Source organism: Ramlibacter humi (assembly GCF_004681975.1).
GTDB lineage: Bacteria > Pseudomonadota > Gammaproteobacteria > Burkholderiales > Burkholderiaceae_C > Ramlibacter > Ramlibacter humi.
Map to the genome: position 1 here is coordinate 1 of NZ_SMLK01000001.1, position 16,649 is coordinate 16,649.

Sequence of the window (16,649 nt, forward strand, 5' to 3'; positions counted from 1 at the left end):
GTCTCCCAGCGCCTTCCCTCCATCTCCTCCCAGCGCCAGCCTTCAAACCCGCTTCCCGATTCCGGACAGCAGTGCGCGCAGGCGGGAATCCATGGCTTGCGTCCGCCCTGGATTCCCCCTTCGCGGGAATGACGAGGTTGGGGCGCCCATCGCCGCGTAGCACCGCGCGTTTCAGGCGCCTTCGCGGTGCCACGCGTCTGCCGGCATCAGCGCCAGCCACGCGTGCACCTTGGCCGCCGCGCCATGCGCCACGGCCCAGGCCAGGTGTTCGCGCAGGCGCTCGCGCTTGTCTTCGTCGCCGGTGCGGTCCCAGAACTCGGCCACCAGCGGCGGCGCGGGGATGAAGCCGTAGGTGTCGTGCCGCACGTCGGGCAGCAGCTCGTACAGCGCGGTCCACGCATGCTGTTTCGGGCACACGCGGCCTTCCTGCGTGGCGAGGGCCAGCAGGTCGTCCAGGGCCGGGAAGGGCATCGAGCCGCTAGGGCCCGCCGCGCTCGCGCACGGCTTCGCACAGCTCGTGGAAGCTTTGCGCCACCGCGATGCGGCTGGCTTCGGCGGCTTCCATCTCGGCGTAAGGCAGGGGACCGTTGTGCTGGAGGTAGCGGTCCAGCGCTTCCTGCAGCACGCGAGCGTGTGGCTCGAATTCGTCGCGCGACTTCAGCCACGATTGCAGCGACTTGCGGATATTGTCGTCAGCGGAGGGCATGGCGGTACGCACGGATGAGCTGCAAATTCTATGCGACGGACACGCACATCCGGCGCACGCATTTGTAACGTTCAGCCGGTGCCGCCGGTGGCCAGGATCGGGTTGCGCGCGTCGAACCAGCCCTGGTGCAGGTGCAGCATGAAATGGCTGGTCCACGCTTCGGTGGGATAGAACGCCGCCCCGCACGGCGCGTGCACGCGGATGCGGCCGCCGTCCAGCACCTGCGCCTCGAAACCTTCCGGGTCGCGGCCGGACAACCGCACCAGTTGCCGCAGCAGCCTCGTCTCCAGGGAAGAAATTCGCGCCATGTCCGTCGCCCGCGTGGAGAGGCGTTGTAGCACGCGCGCGTTCAAGCCGGTGCGATTCCCTCGTCCTGCAGTTGCTGCAACTGGTACAGGCGCTGGTACAGGCCGCCGTCGATGGCCATCAGCTCGTCGTGCCTGCCCTGCTCCGCAAGGCGGCCATGGTTGAGCACGGCGATGCTGTCGGCGTCGCGCACGGTCGACAGCCGGTGCGCGATGGCGACGATGGTCACGCGGCCGCGCAGTTCGGCCAGCGCGCGCTGCACCACCTGCTCGGTCTCCGAATCGATGTGCGAGGTGGCTTCGTCCAGGAACAGGATGCGTGGTTGCCCGGCCAGGGCGCGCGCGATGGCCAGCAGCTGCTTCTGCCCGACCGACAGCCGCGCACCGCCTTCGCCCAGCGGCGTGTCGTAGCCTTGCGGCAGCGCGGCCAGGAAGCCGTGCAGGTGGGCGGCGCGCGCGGCTTCCTCGACCTGCCCGCCGGTGAGCGTGCGTCCCATCGCGATGTTCTCGCGCGCGCTGGCGGCCAGCAGGAAAGGGTCCTGCGGCACCAGCCCGACGCTGGCGCGCAGGTGGTCCTCGCCCAGTGCCTCGATGGGCGTGCCGTCCAGCCGCACGCTGCCGGGCGGCGCGGCGTAGAAGCGCAGCAGCAGCGACAGCAGCGTCGTCTTGCCGCTGCCGGTGTGCCCGACGATGCCGTAGAAGGCGCCGGCCGGGATGCGCAGGTCGATGCCGCGCAGCACCGGATGGCCGGGCAGGTACGAGAAGTCCAGCGCCCGGATGTCGATGGCGCCGCGGGTGACTTCGCCGTGCTCCGCGGCTTTGGGTGCCTCCGCTTCCTTCAGCAGCGCATGCACGCGCGCCGCGCCCACCAGCGCCTGCTGCAACTGCGCGAACTGCATGGTGATCTGGATCAGCGGTTCGATCACGCGCGACATGTAGTTGATGAACGCGTACAGCACGCCCACTTCCACCGCGCCCAATGCGCCGCCCTGGCTGCGCAGGCCGAACGTCCAGATCAGCCCGGCCAGCAGCGCCACGTTCAGCAGGTCGAGCACGGGCCGCAGCAGCCAGGCGTTGGCGCGCAGCTCGGTCGCGCGCGAGGCGTAGTGCGCCTGGTTCAGCGCCGCGAAGCGCTCGCGGAAGCGCGCCGTCGCGTTGGCGGCCTGCAGCACCGGCATGCCCGCGATGGACTCGGCCATCTGCGCATTCAGCTCGCTGCGCAACTGTCGCGTGCGGGCCACGGCCGGGCCGGACAGCCGCTGGTACAGCGTGACGATCACCGCCACGGCCGGGACCATCGCCGCCACGATCAGCATCAGCCGCCAGTCCAGCCACAGCATCGCCACCGTGGCGCCGGCCAGCAGGATCAGGCTGTCCAGCACGACGAACAGCACCTGCACGAACAGCGTCTTCACCGCCTCGCTGTCGTTGGTGACGCGGCTGACCAGCTGGCCGGTGATGGCGCGGTCGAAGAAAGCCATCGGCAGCCGCATCACGTGCGCGTACACCTCTTCCCGCACGCGCTGCACGGAGCGCATCGCCACGCTGCCCAGCCGCACCATCTGCCCGTAGCGCAGCGCGGTGGCCAGCCACCCCGCCGCCAGCGCCCCCAGCAGCAGCGCCAGGATTTCCGGCCAGGTGCCGGTGCGAGGCAGGTAATGGTTGTCGATCAGGTACTTGCCCACCAGGGGCCCCAGCGCTTCCAGCCCGGCGGCCAGCACCAGCCACGCCACCGACCGCAGCACCAGCGAACGCTCGGGCCGCGCGGCGCGCAGCAGCAGCGCGGACGCGTCGCCCCAGACGGCGCGTCGCGTCACGCGTTCCGCGGTCGGCTTGGCGGGAGAAGAAAGGACGTCAGCTGGCATCGAGACTGGCCTGCAGCTGCTGGTAGCGCCATTGCCGCGCATACCAGCCGCCGGAAGCGGTGAGGGTGGCGTGTGTTCCCTGCTCGGCCACACGGCCGTCGCGCAGGACGATGGTGTGGTCGGCGTCGGCGACCGTGCTCAGCCGATGGCTGACGATCACCACCGTGCGGCCCACGCGCTGCTGGCGCAGATGGGCCAGGATGCGCGCCTCGGTTTCCGTGTCCACGGCCGAGAGCGCATCGTCCAGCAGCAGCAGCGGCGCGTCGGCCAGCAGCGCGCGGGCGATGGCCACGCGCTGGCGCTGGCCGCCCGACAGCGTGACGCCGCGTTCGCCCACCGGCGTGTCGTAGCCGCTGGGCAGCCGCGCGATGTCGTCGTGCACCGCGGCCAGCCGGGCGGCGATCTCGATCTCTTCGCGGCTGGCCTCGGGACGGGCCAGCGCGATGTTCTCCGCGACGCTGGCGGAAAAGAGGAAGGCTTCCTGCGGCACCCACGCCACCGCGTCGCGCAGCGCGTCGAGCGTGTAGTCGCGCAGTTCGTGGCCGTTCCAGCGCAGCGCGCCGGCATCGGGCGCATGGTGGCGCAGCAGCAATCGCAGCAGCGTGGTCTTGCCCGAGCCGGTGGCGCCGACCAGGCCGAGTGTCGTACCGGGCGGGATGGAGAGCGAGACGTCCTGCAGCGCGGGCTTCGCGATGCCGGGGTAGTGGAAGCTCACGTGCCCGAGGTCGATGGGACCGGGCTCGACCGCGCGCACGCGGCCCGTGTCGTCGACCGTGAGCGGCGCATCCAGCACCGGCTGCAACCGCGACCACGCCGCCTTGCCGCGCTCCAGCAGCGACAGCACCCAGCCCGCCGCGAACATCGGCCACAGCAGCTGGCCGAGGTAGAGGCTGAAGCTGGTGAGCTGGCCGATGGTCAGCTGGTCGTGCCACACCAGCCAGCCCCCCGCGCCCAGCGTGAGCATCGTCGCCGCGCTGAGCGTGAATCCGACGGCGGGCTCGTACGCGGCTTCCCATCTCTGCGAGCGCAAGCCGGCTTGCGCGGCCTCGGCCGCCAGCTGCGAGAACTGCCGTTCGCTGCGCGCCTGCAGGCCCAGCGCGCGGATGGTGCGAACGCCTGCCAGCGTTTCCTGCACGTGGTCGTTGAGCGAGCCGAAGCGTTCCAGCGACGCGCGCGACGCGTCGTGCACGTGGCGCGAGATCCACCAGAACGCGACGCCCATCAGCGGGAAGGGCAGCAGCGCGAAAGCGGCCAGCCGGGCGTCCACGCCCAGCGCCATCATCCCGACCACCAGCACCAGGGTGAGCGTGCCGTCGAAGCCGGCGAGGATGGCTTCGCCCGCGGCCATCTCGACCGCGTCGATGTCGTTGGTGGCCAGCGCCATCAGGTTGCCCGTGCGGCGGTCCTGGAAGAACGCGGGGCCCTGGTGCGACAGTCGCGCGTACAGGCGCTGGCGCAGTTCCACGCCCAGCTGGTAGGCCGCCGCATAGAGCTTCAGCCGCCAGCCCACGCGCAGCAGGTACACCGCGATGCCGGCCGCCACCAGCCATGCGAGTTCGCGCTGCAGCTGCGGCAGCGTGAGGCGCTGCGCCACCAGCTGGTCCACCACGTGCCCCACCTGGCGCGGGATCCAGACGATCAGCACCGCGATGCCGGCGAGCATCACGCCGGAAACCGAGTAGGCGAACCAGTGGCGGCGCAGAAACTGGCCGATCAGGCGGTAGAGGGACATGCGGGGAGGGGCGCGCGCGAAGGCGGCGCGGGGAAGGGCGGATTCTAGGCAGCCGGTGCCAGCCCGGCCGGGCGTGGGGACATCGCGCGGCCGCGGCGGCGCATCCGCTGTGCTCTTGACTGGAGTGATACTCTGGAGTAATACTCCAGGCCATGGATGACACAACCACTCGTGAAAGGCTGCTTCGGGCGGCGGCCGAGGTCTTCCTGGCGCAGGGTTTCGGCGAAAGCTCGATGGACCTTGTCCGCCAGCGCGCCGGCGCCAGCAACGGCAGCCTCTACCACCACTTCCCGACCAAGGCGAGCCTGGCCGACGCGCTGTATGCGCAGACCCTGCGCGAATTCCACGCCGCGGTGATGGTGCCGATCCGGGGCCGCGCGTCGGCGCGCTCCGGCGTCAAGGGACTGGTGCGTGCGTATGTCGAGCGGGTGATCGCCCAGCCCGGCCAGGCGCGGCTGCTGCATGAACTGCGGCGCACCGGCCAGCTCGAAGGCGGCGCCGGCGAATGGGAGCGCGCGAACGCGCAAGGCTTCGGCTTGCTGCGCGCCTGGGTGGATCGAAAGGTCGACGCGGGCGAACTGCGGCCGTTGCCGTTCCCGGTCTGGATCGCCATGGTGTTCGGGCCGCTGCTGCAACTGACGCCGGCCTGGCTCGCGGCCGGCACGCCGCAGGTGCCGCCCAAGGTCCGCCAGGCGCTGGAGCAGGCCGTTTGGTGCGCCGTCGCGCCGCCGGGAGAGGCGCGATGAGCGGGTCGCAAGCGGAACTGCTGGCCAGGGGGCGTGCGGTCCTGGAGCAGCAGCCCTTCAGCCAGCTGCTGTCGGCGCGGCTCGATGCTTTCGAGCCGGGTGGCGCGACGCTGTCGCTGCCGATGGCGGCCCGCCTGCTGCAGCAGGACGGGTTCGTGCACGGCGGCGTGCTCGCCTATCTCGCCGACAACGCGCTCACCTACGCCGGCGGTTCGGTGCTCGGACCGGCGCTCACGTCGGAGATGAAGATCAATTACTTGCGGCCCGTGGTCGGCGAAGGGCGGCTGGTCGCCGTGGCTACGGTGGTGGGCAGCGGACGCACGCAGGCGGTCTGCCGCTGCGACGTGTTCCTCGACAACGAAGGCGGCCGCCAGCTCTGCGCCGCCGCGCAAGGCACCATCCGGAAGGCGTGACTGCCGGGCGGCGGCTGGCGCGTCTTCAGCGCAGCCGCTGCGTCATCGCGTCCGTGTCGCCCGCCGCGCCGGTGGCCGTCCACGCGATCGCCAGCGCGCCCCAGGTCATGGGCGCCGCTTGCAGGTTGCGCTGCGCCGCGATGGGCGTCGCGCCGCCCATCGGCCGCGCGATCGCATCGAACCGTTGCGCGGCCAGGCCCGATCCCGTGTCGAGGAAGGCGACGAAACCGCCGTCGCGCAGCGCGGCGCCGCCCGCCACCGCTTGCGGCAGCCCGCCGGGTTGGCCTCGCGGCTGGCCGTCGGCGGCGAACAGCTGCAGCGCGCCGTAGCCTTGCACCGGCTGCAGCAGCACGCTGCCGCCACCGGCCAGCGGCACCAGCGTGCTGCCTTCGGCGACGCCGGGCGCGCCCGCGGGCAGCACCGGCGCGCTGGCGCCCTGGAACGGGTGGTAGCGCAGCACCGTGCGGCCCTGCAGGCGATGGAAAGTGGCGAGCAGCCAGCCCCCGTTGGGCGTGGCTGTGAGCGCGAAAGGCGAGTCGATCTCGCCTTGCGCGGCCATCGAGGCGGCGCCGGCGGCCCGGCCGGAGGCATCGAAGCGCTGCACCCAGAACTGCGGTGTCTTGTGCGTGCCGTCGTCGTCCACCAGCGACCAGCCCACGAGGAAGCCGCCGTCGTCCCAGCGGATGAGCGCGGGCGCTTCCACGTAGCGCATGGTGGCGGCGCCGATGCGGTTCTGCAGCACCGCGCCGACGTCGGTGTCACTGACCGCCGTGCCGTCGGCGGCCAGGCGCTGCACGCGGATGGCCGAGCGCGTGATCCAGGGCTTGTCGACCGAGGAGGGCGAAGCCACCGGCGTGGCGACCACCAGGCCGCCGTTGGGCAGCGGCATCGCCGCGGGCGCGCCGAGCAGCGCGTCCACGGAGACGGACAGCGCGTCGCCTTCGCGCGCGCCCTGCGCATCGAAGCGCTGCGAGCGCACGCGCGCCTGCGCGCCGGCACCGTCGGGCTCGAGCCAGGCGACGGCATGGCCGCCTTCGGCGAGCGCACCCACGGACAGCAGCGCCTGTTGTCCGCTGGTGGCGGGGTAAATGGGCACGGCCGCTTCGGCCGTGAAGGTGGAGGTCGATGCTGCCTGGGCGTTCACGGTCGCTCCTGTCGGCAAACCGCTGCCGGTGACCGCGCCGCCACCGCCACCGCCGCCACACGCGGCCAGTGCGGCGGCGAGGATCGCCATTGACAGCGAAATGGTGATCCTGTGCGCCGCTTTCCTCCCCGCGGCAAGGGTACTGCTGGTGGTCATTCCAAGATGGCCTGGTGGTGGTCGGGCCATCGTAGGAATGCGAAAACGCCGCCCCTGTAGGACGGCGTGAGGCTGAGGTAGCCCGAACGGGCCGTGGCAGCGCTGCGGACGTCAGGCGCGCACGGCCTTGCAGGAGTAGCAGCCGCGCTTGGCGTTGTGCAGGTGCAGGTAGGCCGTGTCGGCGCGGCCGAGCAGGCGGCGGATCTCGCGCCCGATGTCCGCGCCTTCGGCGACGGAGGCGTCCACGATCATGTGGGCGTCGTCGTAGGCGCGCAGCGAGATCACGCGCTTGGTCACGTACGGCGGCAGCTCGCCGGGCGCGAGATCGGCCAGCGGCACGCCGCGGCGCACGAAGATGGGACCGGATGCGCGGTACGGCGAACTGGCGGGCTGGTGTTCGAACGGGAGCAGCAGCAGTTCTTCGCCGAGCGCCGCCTCGCCCAGGCTGACGCGGCAGGGATAGGTGTCGGCCGCGTCGGCGAAGCGCCGCACGATGCCGCGCGAGCGCAGCTCGCCGTCGTCGAGCGCGAATAGCGGCTGGAAGAAGGCAGGGTCCAGGCCCTGCAGCTGGAAGGTATCGGCCATGGCGGTCTCCTTGGGGTGTGGAGGAGATCGTCGGCGACCCGTGCCCGCGGCGCTGGCCGGAAACGGACCTGTGATGCGGTCGCGTTCAGCCGCGCGCGTCCATCACCAGCTGGGTCTGCGTGACCACCGCGCAAAGCTTGCCCGCATCGTTGGTGATGGTGGTCTGCCACACCATGGTGGTGCGGCCGCGGTGCAGCGCGACGCTTTCGCCCCGTACGGTGGTGCCCACCTTCGCGCCGGAGATGAACTTGGTGCTGGAATCGGTGGTGGTGGTGATCTTGCCCTGGGGCAGGTTGACCACGGTGCCCACGGCGCCCAGCGTGTCGGCGAAAGCCATGTACGCGCCGCCGTGCAGGATGCCGCCCGCGGTGCACAGGTCGGGGCGCACCGGCATCTCGGCGACGATGCGCTCGGGCGTGGCTTCGAGCAGCTTCACGCCCATCAGGCCGGGGAACAGGGGCTGCAGCACCGCCTGGAGCCGTTGCACGTCCATGGTCACTCCGCCCAGTCGTAGAACGACGCGACCTCGCGCCAGTCGATGACCACCGTGCCGTTCAGCGGCACCGCGAACGTGCCGTACGCCGGGCCGGTGCCGGACAACGCCTTGGCGTACGCCGTGCGCATGGCGTCGAAGGCGGTGGTGGATTGGGCGAGCACGGTGAATTCCTGTTGCGTGCCCGAGCGGTAGACCACGCGCGCATGGAACGTGCGGTTGTTCTCCGCCGAGACTTGCGTGACGGCGGTGCTGATGCGCGTGGCGGGGCGCGCGTGCTGCGGCGCGGCCGGCTTGGAAGCGGGCGTCTTGGTGGCCATGGTGTCCTTGTGTCGTTTGGCGTGCGCGAGCTTAGCCCGCAAGCGCGCGGCTGAGTGCGGCCGCGGCCAGCAGGCGGGTGGAGTCCAGCGTGGGCAGCGCGCTGTTGTGATCGCCCAGGATCAGCGGGATCTCCGTGCAGCCCAGCACCACCGCGTCGCAGCCTTGCGCGCGGAAGCTTTCCACCACCGACTGGAACCAGCGCGTGGTGTCTTCGCGGAACACGCCGTGCACCAGCTCGTCCATGATGAGCCGGCCCATCTGCTCGCGCGCTTCGTCGGCGGGCTGGATGCAGTGGATGCCGCGCGCGGCCAGCGCCTGCGGATAGACATCGCTCTTCACCAGCCACGCGGTGCCCGTCAACCCGAGGCGCCGGAAGCCCCGGGCCGCGGCTTCGTCCGCGACGACTTCGGCGATGTGCAGCCAGGGCAGCGGCGACGCGGGGCGCACCAGGTGCATGGCCTGGTGGATGGTGTTGTCGGGGCAGATGAGGAAATCGGCGCCCGCCGCCTGCAGCCGCTGCGCCGATTCCAGCATCAGGCCGGCCACGCCCTGCACGTCGCCGCGGTCCAGGCAATCGACGTACGCCTGCAGCGAGGGCGTGTGCATGGAGATCGGCGGATGCGCGTGGCCGCCCAGCTTCCGGTTGCCCATGGCCACGAGCGTGCGGTAACAGAGCGCCGCGCCTTCGGCCGAACAGCCGGCGATGCCGATGTGCAGCGGCGCTCCCATCTCAGTCCCCGTGCAGGTAGCCGCGCTCGAGCGCGAGCGGCTCGTTGGCGAACCGTGCCATCGCGGTGGCCATGCGGCGGAAGCCGAGGCGGCGGTAGAAAGGTTCCACGCCCGGCTTGGCGTAAAGCAGGATCTTGGGATAGCCCTCGCATGGCGCGAGCAGGCGATCCATCAGCTCGCGGCCCAGGCCCGTGCCCTGCAGGTCAGGGTGCACGGCCACGTCGCACACGTAAGCCACGTCGCAACCGTCCGCGAGGACGCGGCCCACGCCGACCAGCCGCCCCTGTTGCCGCGCGAACCAGCGGAAGCGGCTGCCATGGAAGGCGACCTTCAGCAGGTCCGGGTCCTTGTCACCCAGCGGCGCGACCCGGTACAGGGCCGAGAGCTCGCGCCAGTCGACGTCGTGCAGGTCGCTGGACCAGTGCAGGGTGGTATCCATGGGCCGCATTCTGGCCGCGCCCTCGGAGGCTGTCATCCCGGCGAATGCCGGGTCGAGCCCGGCACGACAAGGATCGGTTCAGCGCCCGTTCGCCTTGCGCCAGGCGGCGAAATCGTCCTTGGTCTTCGGGTCGGTGGCCGGGTACAGGCCCAGGATGCCGCGGCCGCCGCGCACTTCTTCGGCGACGAAGTCCTCGAAGGCGGTCATCTCGAAAGCCTCGTCGGCCAGTTCGCCGGCGATCGCGGCGGGCAGAACCACCACGCCTTCCTTGTCGCCAACCATCACGTCACCGGGCCAGACCGCCACGTCGCCGCAGCCGATGGGTACGTTGATGTCCAGTGCCTGGTGCAGCGTGAGGTTGGTCGGCGCGCTGGGGCGCGAGTGGTACGCGGGCATGGCCATCTGCGCGATCTCGGGCGAGTCGCGAAAGCCCCCATCGGTGACCACGCCCGCGCAGCCGCGCACCATCAGGCGCGTGACGAGGATGGAGCCCGCCGAAGCGGCGCGTGCGTCCTTGCGGCTGTCGAACACCAGCACCGCGCCGGGCGGGCACTGTTCCACCGCCTGGCGCTGCGGGTGCTGGCGGTCCTGGAAGACGGTAATCGGGTTCAGGTCCTCGCGCGCCGGGATGTAGCGCAGCGTGAAGGCTTCGCCGACCATGTTCGGCAGGTTGGCGTTCAGCGGGCGCACGTCCTGGATGAACTGGTTGCGCAGGCCGCGCTTGAAGAGCGCGGTGCACAGGGTGGCGGTGCTCACCGCCATCAGCTTGTTCTTGGTTTCGGGCTTGAGGGGCATGGTCAATAGATCGCCGGTTCGGCCGTTGGGCCGCCGAAGCCGGTCTCGAGGTAGTCGAAGTCGCAGCCGGTGTCGGCCTGCTGGATGTGCTGGCTGAACATGTAGCCGTAGCCGCGCTCGAAGCGGCGCGGGGGCGGCGTCCAGGCGGCGCGGCGACGCGCCAGCTCTTCATCGCTCACGTCCATGTGGATGCGGCGGTTCGGCACGTCGACCGTGATCAGGTCGCCGGTCTTCACCAGCGCCAGGTTGCCGCCGACGTAGGCCTCGGGCGCGACGTGCAGCACGCAGGCGCCGTAGCTGGTGCCGCTCATGCGCGCGTCGCTGATGCGCATCATGTCGCGCACGCCCTGCTTCACCAGCTTGGTGGGGACGGGCACCATGCCCCATTCCGGCATGCCGGGGCCGCCTTGCGGGCCGGCGTTGCGCAGGATGATCACGTGGTCGGCGGTGACATCCAGGTCGGGATCGTCGATCGCCTTCTTCAGCGACGGGTAGTCGTCGAACACCAGCGCGGGGCCGGTGTGGTTGAGCAGGTGCGGGCTGCACGCGCTGGGCTTGATGACGCAGCCGTCGGGCGCCAGGTTGCCGCGCAGCACGGCGAGGGCGCCTTCCTGGTAGATGGGATTGGACAGCGGGCGGATGACGTCGTCGTTGTAGACCGCGGCGTCTTCAAGTGTCGCGCCCACGGTCTGGCCGGTGACCGTCATCGCGTCCAGGTGCAGCAGGCCGCCGTCGGCCAGCGTCTTCATCAGTCCGCGCATGCCGCCGGCGTAGTAGAAGTCCTCCATCAGGTACTTGTCGCCACTGGGCCGGATGTTCGCGATGACCGGCACCTTGCGCGAGAAGGCGTCGAAGTCGTCCAGCGACACCGCGCAGTCCTCGCCCGCGCGGCGCGACATCGCCACGAGGTGGATGATGGCGTTGGTGGAGCAGCCTTCGGCCATCGCCACCGTGATGGCGTTCTCGAAGTTCTTGCGCGTGAGGATCTTCTTCGGCGTGAGGTCTTCCCACACCATGTCGACGATGCGGCGGCCGCAGTGGGTGGCCATGCGCTGGTGGTTGGCATCGACCGCGGGGATGCTGCTGGCGCCGGGCAGGGCCAGGCCCAGCGCCTCGGTGATGCCCATCATGGTGGCGGCCGTGCCCATCACCATGCAGGTGCCGGCGCTGCGCGCGATGCCGCCTTCGATCTCCATCCACTGCGCCTGGTCGATGTTGCCGGCGCGGCGCTCGTCCCAGTACTTGAATGCGTCGCTGCCCGATCCCAGCGTCTTGCCTTTCCAGTTGCCGCGCAGCATGGGGCCGGCCGGCATGTAGATGGCGGGGATGCCCATGGACAGCGCGCCCATCAGCAGGCCGGGCGTGGTCTTGTCGCAGCCGCCCATCAGCACCGCGCCGTCCACGGGGTGGCTGCGCAGCAGCTCCTCGGCTTCGATGGCGAGCAGGTTGCGGTAGAGCATCGTCGTCGGCTTGACGAAGTTCTCGGCCAGCGAGATGGCGGGCAGTTCCAGCGGGAAGCCGCCCGCCTGCAGCACGCCGCGCTTGACCTCTTCCACCCGCTGCTTGAAGTGCGAGTGGCAGTTGCCGATGTCGGACCAGGTGTTGAGGATGGCGATGACGGGCTTGCCCTGCCAGTCGGCATGGTCGTAGCCCATCTGCATCGCCCGCGAGCGGTGGCCGAACGAGCGGAAGTCGTCCGGCGCGAACCAGCGGGCGGAGCGGAGTTGGTCGGGGGATTTGCGGGTCATGGTGAAGAAGCTGTCATGGCGGGCTTGACCCGCCATCCACCTCCGGGAGAAAGAGCGCGCGGGCCGGCCGTTCCGGGGATGGATGCCGGGGCAAGCCCGGCATGACAACGTGAGGTGGTGAGGGGCTTATTCTTCCTTGATCCCCGCCGTCTTGATCACCTTCACCCAGCGATCGTGTTCGGCGGCGACGAACTTCGTGTAGTCGGCCGACCCCAGCGGCGGCACCACGAAGCCGGTGGACTCCAGCCGCTGGCGGACGTTGGGCGTCTGCATGGCCGCCACCAGCGCCGCTTCCAGCTTGTCGGCGATGGGCTTGGGCACGCCCTTGGCCACCGAGATGCCGGACCACGACAGCGCGCTGAAGTCCTTGTAGCCCGACTCGTCCAGCGTCGGCACGTCCGGGTACAGCGGGTTGCGCTTGATGCTGGTGACCGCCAGCGGGCGCAGCTTGCCGGCCTTCACGTGCTGCAGCGCGACGTCCTGGTTGATGAACATCACCGGGATGGTGCCGCCCAGCATGTCCGTCATCAGCGGGCCGCCGCCGCGGTAGGGGATGCCGACCATGTAGATGCCGGCGGTCTGCTTGAGCAACTCCATCGCCATGTGGCCCGACGCCGCGGGCGTGTAGCCATAGCTGAGCTTGCCGGGGTTCTTCTTCGCTTCCGCGATGAATTCCTGGATGGTCTTCCACGGCGTGGACGGGTGCACCACCAGCAGGTTCGGGCCCTGGTGCACCTGCGTGAGGTGGATGAAGTCGGCCTTGGAGTCGTACGGCACCTTCAGGCTCAGGCCGTGCGCCACCGCGTTCTGGCCCACGCCGGTCTGGATGAGGGTGTAGCCGTCCGCCGCCATCTTCAGCGCGCGGTCGGTGCCGATCACGCCGCCCGCACCGCCGATGTTCTCCACCACCACCGGCTGCTTGAGCTGCCGGCCCAGTTCGTCGGCGATCAGGCGCGCCATCACGTCACTGGTGCCGCCCGCGGGAAAGGGGCAGACCAGCTTGATCGGCTTGTTCGGGTAATCCGCCTGCGCGCGGGCGGCGAAGGGGAACGCGGCGGCGCCCGCCAGGGCGGCGGCGGCGCGCAGGACGGTGCGCTTGGTGGCCATGGTGCTTGTCTCCTTGACTAACATACTAGTATCCTAGCATCTGGCCACCGGCGATAATCCTCCGCGTTTTCCCCATGCCCCGAACCCGACCGCAGATCCCCGGCCTTGCCAGCGCGCCAGCGAAAGCGCCCGCGCCCGCCGCCGGCGCGGCACGCGGCGCCATCGGCCGCGGCGTGTACGACGCCATCCGCACCGCCATCCTCGACTGCACTTTCGTGCCGGGCATGGCGTTGTCGGAGCAGGCCGTGTCGGAGCAGCTGCAAGTGAGCCGCGCGCCGGTGCGCGAAGCCTTCCGGCAGCTGGTGGTGGAAGGCCTGCTGGAGGCGGTGCCGCAGCGGGGCACCTTCGTCTCGCGGCTGGACCGGGGCAAGATCGCCGACGCCATCTTCGTGCGCGAAGCCATCGAATGCCGCGCCGCGGAACTGGCGGCCGCGGCGCCGCTGCCGCAGAAGAAGAAGCTTGCGCAGATCGTGCAGTGGCAGGCGGGCGCGTCCGCGCGCAAGGACTACTCAAGCCACCTGTCGGCCGACGAGGAGTTCCACCACGCGATCCTGGAGCTGGCCGGCCACCCGCATGCGTGGAACTCGCTGCGGCTGGCGCGCACGGGCATGAACCGCATCCGGCACCTGGCGATCCCCACGGTGGGCAGCCACCGCATCGCCATCGACCACCACCGCGCGATCGTCGACGCCATCGTGCGCGGCGACGGCCGCGCGGCCGCCAAGGCGATGCAGGTGCATATCCATTCGCCGCTGGTTTTTTTGGACGCCATCGCGAAGGCGCACCCGGAGTACTTCACCGGCTAGCTTCGGCCGCCCGCAGCACGGTGGCGACGATGCGGTCGCAGCGCGCGCCGTCGAAGCGGAAGGCGTCGCGCTCGGCGAAGTCCAGCTCCTGCGCCATCGCCTCGCGCAGCAGCCCGCGCGCGCGGAAGTAGCGGGTGCGCACGGTGGCCTGCGGGATGCCCAGGCACTGCGCCGTCTCCTCGATGTTCAGTTCCTCCACCGCGCGCAGAACGAACACGGCGCGGAAATCCTGCGGCAGGCCGTCGATCTTGCGTTCCAGCAGCGTGCGCAGTTCCGCGCGGCCCAGTGCTTCGTCCGGCGCGTCGGCGGAGTTGCCGCCCGGTTCCTCGTTCATGGCGTCCGGCTCCCCTTCGTCCCCATGCAGCGTGGCGCCGGCGTGGATGGGGACGATGTTGTGGCGGCGCGCCTGGCGGCGCAGGCGCGACATGGCTTCGTTCACCACGATGCGCGTCAGCCAGGTCGCCAGGCTGGCTTCGCCGCGAAACGAATGCATGGCGCGGAAGGCGTGCAGGTAGGCTTCCTGCAGCGTGTCCTCGGCTTCGGCGTCGTCGCGCAGCAGCGCGCGGGCGGTGCGGAACAGGCGGCGGTTGTACTGCCGCATCAACCTTTCGAAGGCCGCGGCGTCGCCCGCGCGCACGCCCGCCGCGATGGCTTCGTCGCCGCCGGCGGCCGGGGCGAGTCCGGGGACCGCGCTCATTTCACCGTCACCGAGCCTTTCATGCCGGGATGGTAGGTGCAGACATACGCGACCGTGCCGGCCGATTTCGCGGTCCAGCGCCACGACTTGCCGCTGGCGATGGCGCCGGAATCGAACTTTCCGGCCGCGGTGGCGGTGTGCGGCACCAGGTCCTTGTTGAGCCAGATGACCTGGTCGCCCTTCTTCACCTGCAGCGCTTCGGGCTGGAACTTCATGTTCTCGATGGTGACGGTGTGGGTGGCCGCGGCCGCCAGCAGCGGCAGCGCGGCAGCCACCGCGGCGGCGGCGCGGAGCGGGCTCATTTGCCCAACTGCGCCTGCAGGTGCTGGGCGTGCTCGAGGTGCGCCTGCAGCGTGGGCCGCACCTTCTCGATCAGCGACTTCAGCTCGGGGTTCTTCGCCGAAGGCAGCAGCGTCTTGTCCACGGCATCGATCACCGCCTGGTGATAGGTCACTTCGTTGTCGACGTAGGCCTTGTCGAATTCCTTGCCCTTCAGGTCCTTCAGCTTGGCCAGGTTCTCGTCGCCGCCTTTCTTCAGGCTGGCGCTGGTGTCGTTGGGTTCGGGCTTGAGCTTGAGCTTCTTGGCCAGGGCCGCGGCCTGCTGGTTGACCGAGGTGTGGTCGGTGACCATCTGCTTGCCGAACTTGCGCACGTCATCCGTCGAGCCCTTTTTCTCGGCGACCTTGCCGGCGTCGATGTCGACCTGGTCGGCGGTGACCACGATGTGCGCGATCTGCGCATCGTTGGGTCCCTGTTGCTGGGCATGGGCCGGCGGCAGGAAGCCGGCGGTGAACAGCGCCGCGCAAAGGGCGGTGGCCTGGAATGCTTTGCTCATGGGTTGCTCCTGTGGGATTGCAGGAGGGTGGACGCCACGAGTTCCGCCGGCGTTCCCGCGCGGCCGTGGCCGGCATGGATGGGCAGCGGCTCAGGCCGCCTTGCGCACGTCCGGGACGTAAGGCCGGCTGGTGAAGTGCTCGGCGTTGCCGTCGCCCGCGAACTTCAGGCCGGCGCGGCGGATGGCGCCGTCGTCCACCACGTCCAGCGGCACGTGGTAGCGGTCGTCGCTCTTCCAGACCGTGTCGTTGTCCGTCCGGTTGTAGCAGACGAGCAGGGTCCAGCGCCGGGCGTCGGAGTGGTTGGCGTCGCTGCGGTGGATGGCGTTGCAGTGGAAGATCAGCGCGTCGCCGGGTCCGAGCTCGCAGTACTCGATGGCGCAGCGCTCCAGGATGGGTTCCATGCGGCGCGGGTCCACTTCGTTCTGCGTGGGCGACAGCGGCGTGTGGTCGATGCGGCCCATGCGGTGCGAGCCCACCGCGATCTGCAGGCAGCCGTTCTGCCGCGTCGTGCGGTCCAGCCCGATCATCACGGACAGCATGTCGGGGCGCAGGCAGCCGGTGTAGTACCAGTAGCCGTAGTCCTGGTGCCATTCCCACGCGCCGCCCACCTTGGGTTCCTTGGCGGTGAGCTTGGACTGGTAGTGGTACACCGGCCCGCCCAGCAGTTGCGCGGCGGTGTCGGCCATTCGGCGCGAGCGCGCGGCCAGGCCGTACACGCTGTCGCCCGCGCGGTTCCACAACGCGATGCGCGTGCTGCGCCCTTCCACGTCGCGGCGATCGAGGATGGCGTCGCGCACCGCCGGGTCTTTCTCCATCGCCTGCGTGAGCAGGTCCACCTCGTCGGGCGCGAACAGCCCGCGGGCATAGGTGAAGCCCTTGGCTCCGAATTCGGCGACCTGCTGCGGACCGAGCACCGACGGCATGACTGTCTCCCGTGTGGTTGCGGATCACTCTAGGCGCGGCCGCACGGCCGGGCATCGGGACTCGCCCGGTGGATGGCGGAACTATTTCGCGGCACCGGGGCAG

At 70.4% G+C, this 16,649-nt stretch carries 21 protein-coding genes; 3 read left to right on the top strand and 18 right to left on the bottom strand.

Translation table 11 applies throughout. The annotated features are described in order from the left end of the window. Positions 1-171 precede the first annotated feature (171 nt). The 5 genes from EZ216_RS00005 to EZ216_RS00025 form a co-directional block, all read right to left on the bottom strand. A complete protein-coding gene (locus tag EZ216_RS00005; RefSeq protein WP_135247524.1) occupies positions 172-471 on the bottom strand; it encodes a hypothetical protein in 300 nt (99 codons plus the stop codon). 7 nt (positions 472-478) lie between these two features. Next, on the bottom strand, positions 479-706 hold the full coding sequence (locus EZ216_RS00010) for a glutathione S-transferase family protein (protein WP_135247525.1): 228 nt from the start codon (positions 704-706) through the stop codon (positions 479-481). A 71-nt stretch (positions 707-777) separates the two neighbouring features. Next, positions 778-1,014 carry a hypothetical protein gene (locus EZ216_RS00015; protein WP_135247526.1) on the bottom strand — a complete coding sequence of 79 codons (237 nt, stop codon included), beginning with the start codon at positions 1,012-1,014 and terminating at the stop codon, positions 778-780. Between the two features lie 41 nt (positions 1,015-1,055). Further along, complete coding sequence (locus EZ216_RS00020) at positions 1,056-2,876, bottom strand: ABC transporter ATP-binding protein (protein ID WP_135247527.1); 1,821 nt, start codon at positions 2,874-2,876, stop codon at positions 1,056-1,058. Beyond that, positions 2,866-4,608, bottom strand: coding sequence for an ABC transporter ATP-binding protein (locus EZ216_RS00025; RefSeq protein WP_135247528.1), 1,743 nt, complete (start codon positions 4,606-4,608; stop codon positions 2,866-2,868). The genes EZ216_RS00020 and EZ216_RS00025 overlap by 11 nt, the downstream gene beginning before the upstream one ends. A 152-nt stretch (positions 4,609-4,760) precedes the next feature. On the opposite strand from EZ216_RS00025, the gene EZ216_RS00030 reads away from it, so the two are divergent. Continuing rightward, on the top strand, positions 4,761-5,354 hold the full coding sequence (locus EZ216_RS00030) for a TetR/AcrR family transcriptional regulator (protein ID WP_135247529.1): 594 nt from the start codon (positions 4,761-4,763) through the stop codon (positions 5,352-5,354). Next, positions 5,351-5,767 carry a PaaI family thioesterase gene (locus EZ216_RS00035; RefSeq protein ID WP_135247530.1) on the top strand — a complete coding sequence of 139 codons (417 nt, stop codon included), beginning with the start codon at positions 5,351-5,353 and terminating at the stop codon, positions 5,765-5,767. Before EZ216_RS00030 ends, EZ216_RS00035 begins: the two co-directional genes overlap by 4 nt. A 25-nt stretch (positions 5,768-5,792) precedes the next feature. Here the strand turns inward: EZ216_RS00035 and EZ216_RS00040 are convergent, their stop codons facing one another. The 9 genes from EZ216_RS00040 to EZ216_RS00080 form a co-directional block, all read right to left on the bottom strand. After that, a complete protein-coding gene (locus EZ216_RS00040; protein WP_135247531.1) occupies positions 5,793-7,001 on the bottom strand; it encodes a hypothetical protein in 1,209 nt (402 codons plus the stop codon). A 177-nt stretch (positions 7,002-7,178) separates the two neighbouring features. Then, on the bottom strand, positions 7,179-7,652 hold the full coding sequence (locus EZ216_RS00045; protein WP_135247532.1) for a DUF1203 domain-containing protein: 474 nt from the start codon (positions 7,650-7,652) through the stop codon (positions 7,179-7,181). 85 nt (positions 7,653-7,737) lie between these two features. Continuing rightward, a complete protein-coding gene (locus EZ216_RS00050; RefSeq protein WP_135247533.1) occupies positions 7,738-8,145 on the bottom strand; it encodes a PaaI family thioesterase in 408 nt (135 codons plus the stop codon). Between the two features lie 2 nt (positions 8,146-8,147). Next, entirely contained in the window at positions 8,148-8,465 is a 318-nt protein-coding gene (locus EZ216_RS00055) for a hypothetical protein (RefSeq protein ID WP_135247534.1), read from the bottom strand. Between the two features lie 31 nt (positions 8,466-8,496). Next, positions 8,497-9,195 carry an aspartate/glutamate racemase family protein gene (locus tag EZ216_RS00060; protein WP_135247535.1) on the bottom strand — a complete coding sequence of 233 codons (699 nt, stop codon included), beginning with the start codon at positions 9,193-9,195 and terminating at the stop codon, positions 8,497-8,499. A 1-nt stretch (position 9,196) separates the two neighbouring features. Next, positions 9,197-9,634 carry a GNAT family N-acetyltransferase gene (locus tag EZ216_RS00065; RefSeq protein WP_135247536.1) on the bottom strand — a complete coding sequence of 146 codons (438 nt, stop codon included), beginning with the start codon at positions 9,632-9,634 and terminating at the stop codon, positions 9,197-9,199. Between the two features lie 78 nt (positions 9,635-9,712). Further along, a complete protein-coding gene (locus EZ216_RS00070; protein ID WP_135247537.1) occupies positions 9,713-10,429 on the bottom strand; it encodes a ribonuclease activity regulator RraA in 717 nt (238 codons plus the stop codon). 2 nt (positions 10,430-10,431) lie between these two features. After that, positions 10,432-12,177 carry an L-arabinonate dehydratase gene (gene araD, locus EZ216_RS00075; protein WP_135247538.1) on the bottom strand — a complete coding sequence of 582 codons (1,746 nt, stop codon included), beginning with the start codon at positions 12,175-12,177 and terminating at the stop codon, positions 10,432-10,434. Positions 12,178-12,303: 126 nt separating this feature from the next. After that, complete coding sequence (locus EZ216_RS00080; protein WP_135247539.1) at positions 12,304-13,284, bottom strand: Bug family tripartite tricarboxylate transporter substrate binding protein; 981 nt, start codon at positions 13,282-13,284, stop codon at positions 12,304-12,306. Between the two features lie 74 nt (positions 13,285-13,358). Between EZ216_RS00080 and EZ216_RS00085 the strand changes: the two genes are divergently transcribed. Further along, positions 13,359-14,090 (top strand): GntR family transcriptional regulator, encoded by a 732-nt coding sequence (locus tag EZ216_RS00085; protein ID WP_135247540.1) that lies wholly within the window; start codon positions 13,359-13,361, stop codon positions 14,088-14,090. On the opposite strand, the gene EZ216_RS00090 is transcribed toward EZ216_RS00085, so the two are convergent. The 4 genes from EZ216_RS00090 to EZ216_RS00105 all read right to left on the bottom strand — a co-directional run bounded on the left by EZ216_RS00090 (position 14,080) and on the right by EZ216_RS00105 (position 16,546). Next, the gene (locus EZ216_RS00090) at positions 14,080-14,787 is read right to left on the bottom strand and encodes an RNA polymerase sigma factor (RefSeq protein WP_135247541.1); all 708 of its coding nucleotides are present in this window, start codon (positions 14,785-14,787) and stop codon (positions 14,080-14,082) included. The genes EZ216_RS00085 and EZ216_RS00090 overlap by 11 nt on opposite strands. Then, a complete protein-coding gene (locus EZ216_RS00095) occupies positions 14,784-15,089 on the bottom strand; it encodes a cupredoxin domain-containing protein (RefSeq protein WP_135247542.1) in 306 nt (101 codons plus the stop codon). The genes EZ216_RS00090 and EZ216_RS00095 overlap by 4 nt, the downstream gene beginning before the upstream one ends. Next, complete coding sequence (locus tag EZ216_RS00100; protein ID WP_135247543.1) at positions 15,086-15,622, bottom strand: DUF4142 domain-containing protein; 537 nt, start codon at positions 15,620-15,622, stop codon at positions 15,086-15,088. The genes EZ216_RS00095 and EZ216_RS00100 overlap by 4 nt, the downstream gene beginning before the upstream one ends. Before the next feature lie 90 nt (positions 15,623-15,712). Continuing rightward, entirely contained in the window at positions 15,713-16,546 is an 834-nt protein-coding gene (locus EZ216_RS00105; RefSeq protein ID WP_135247544.1) for a phytanoyl-CoA dioxygenase family protein, read from the bottom strand. Between the last annotated feature and the right edge of the window lie 103 nt (positions 16,547-16,649).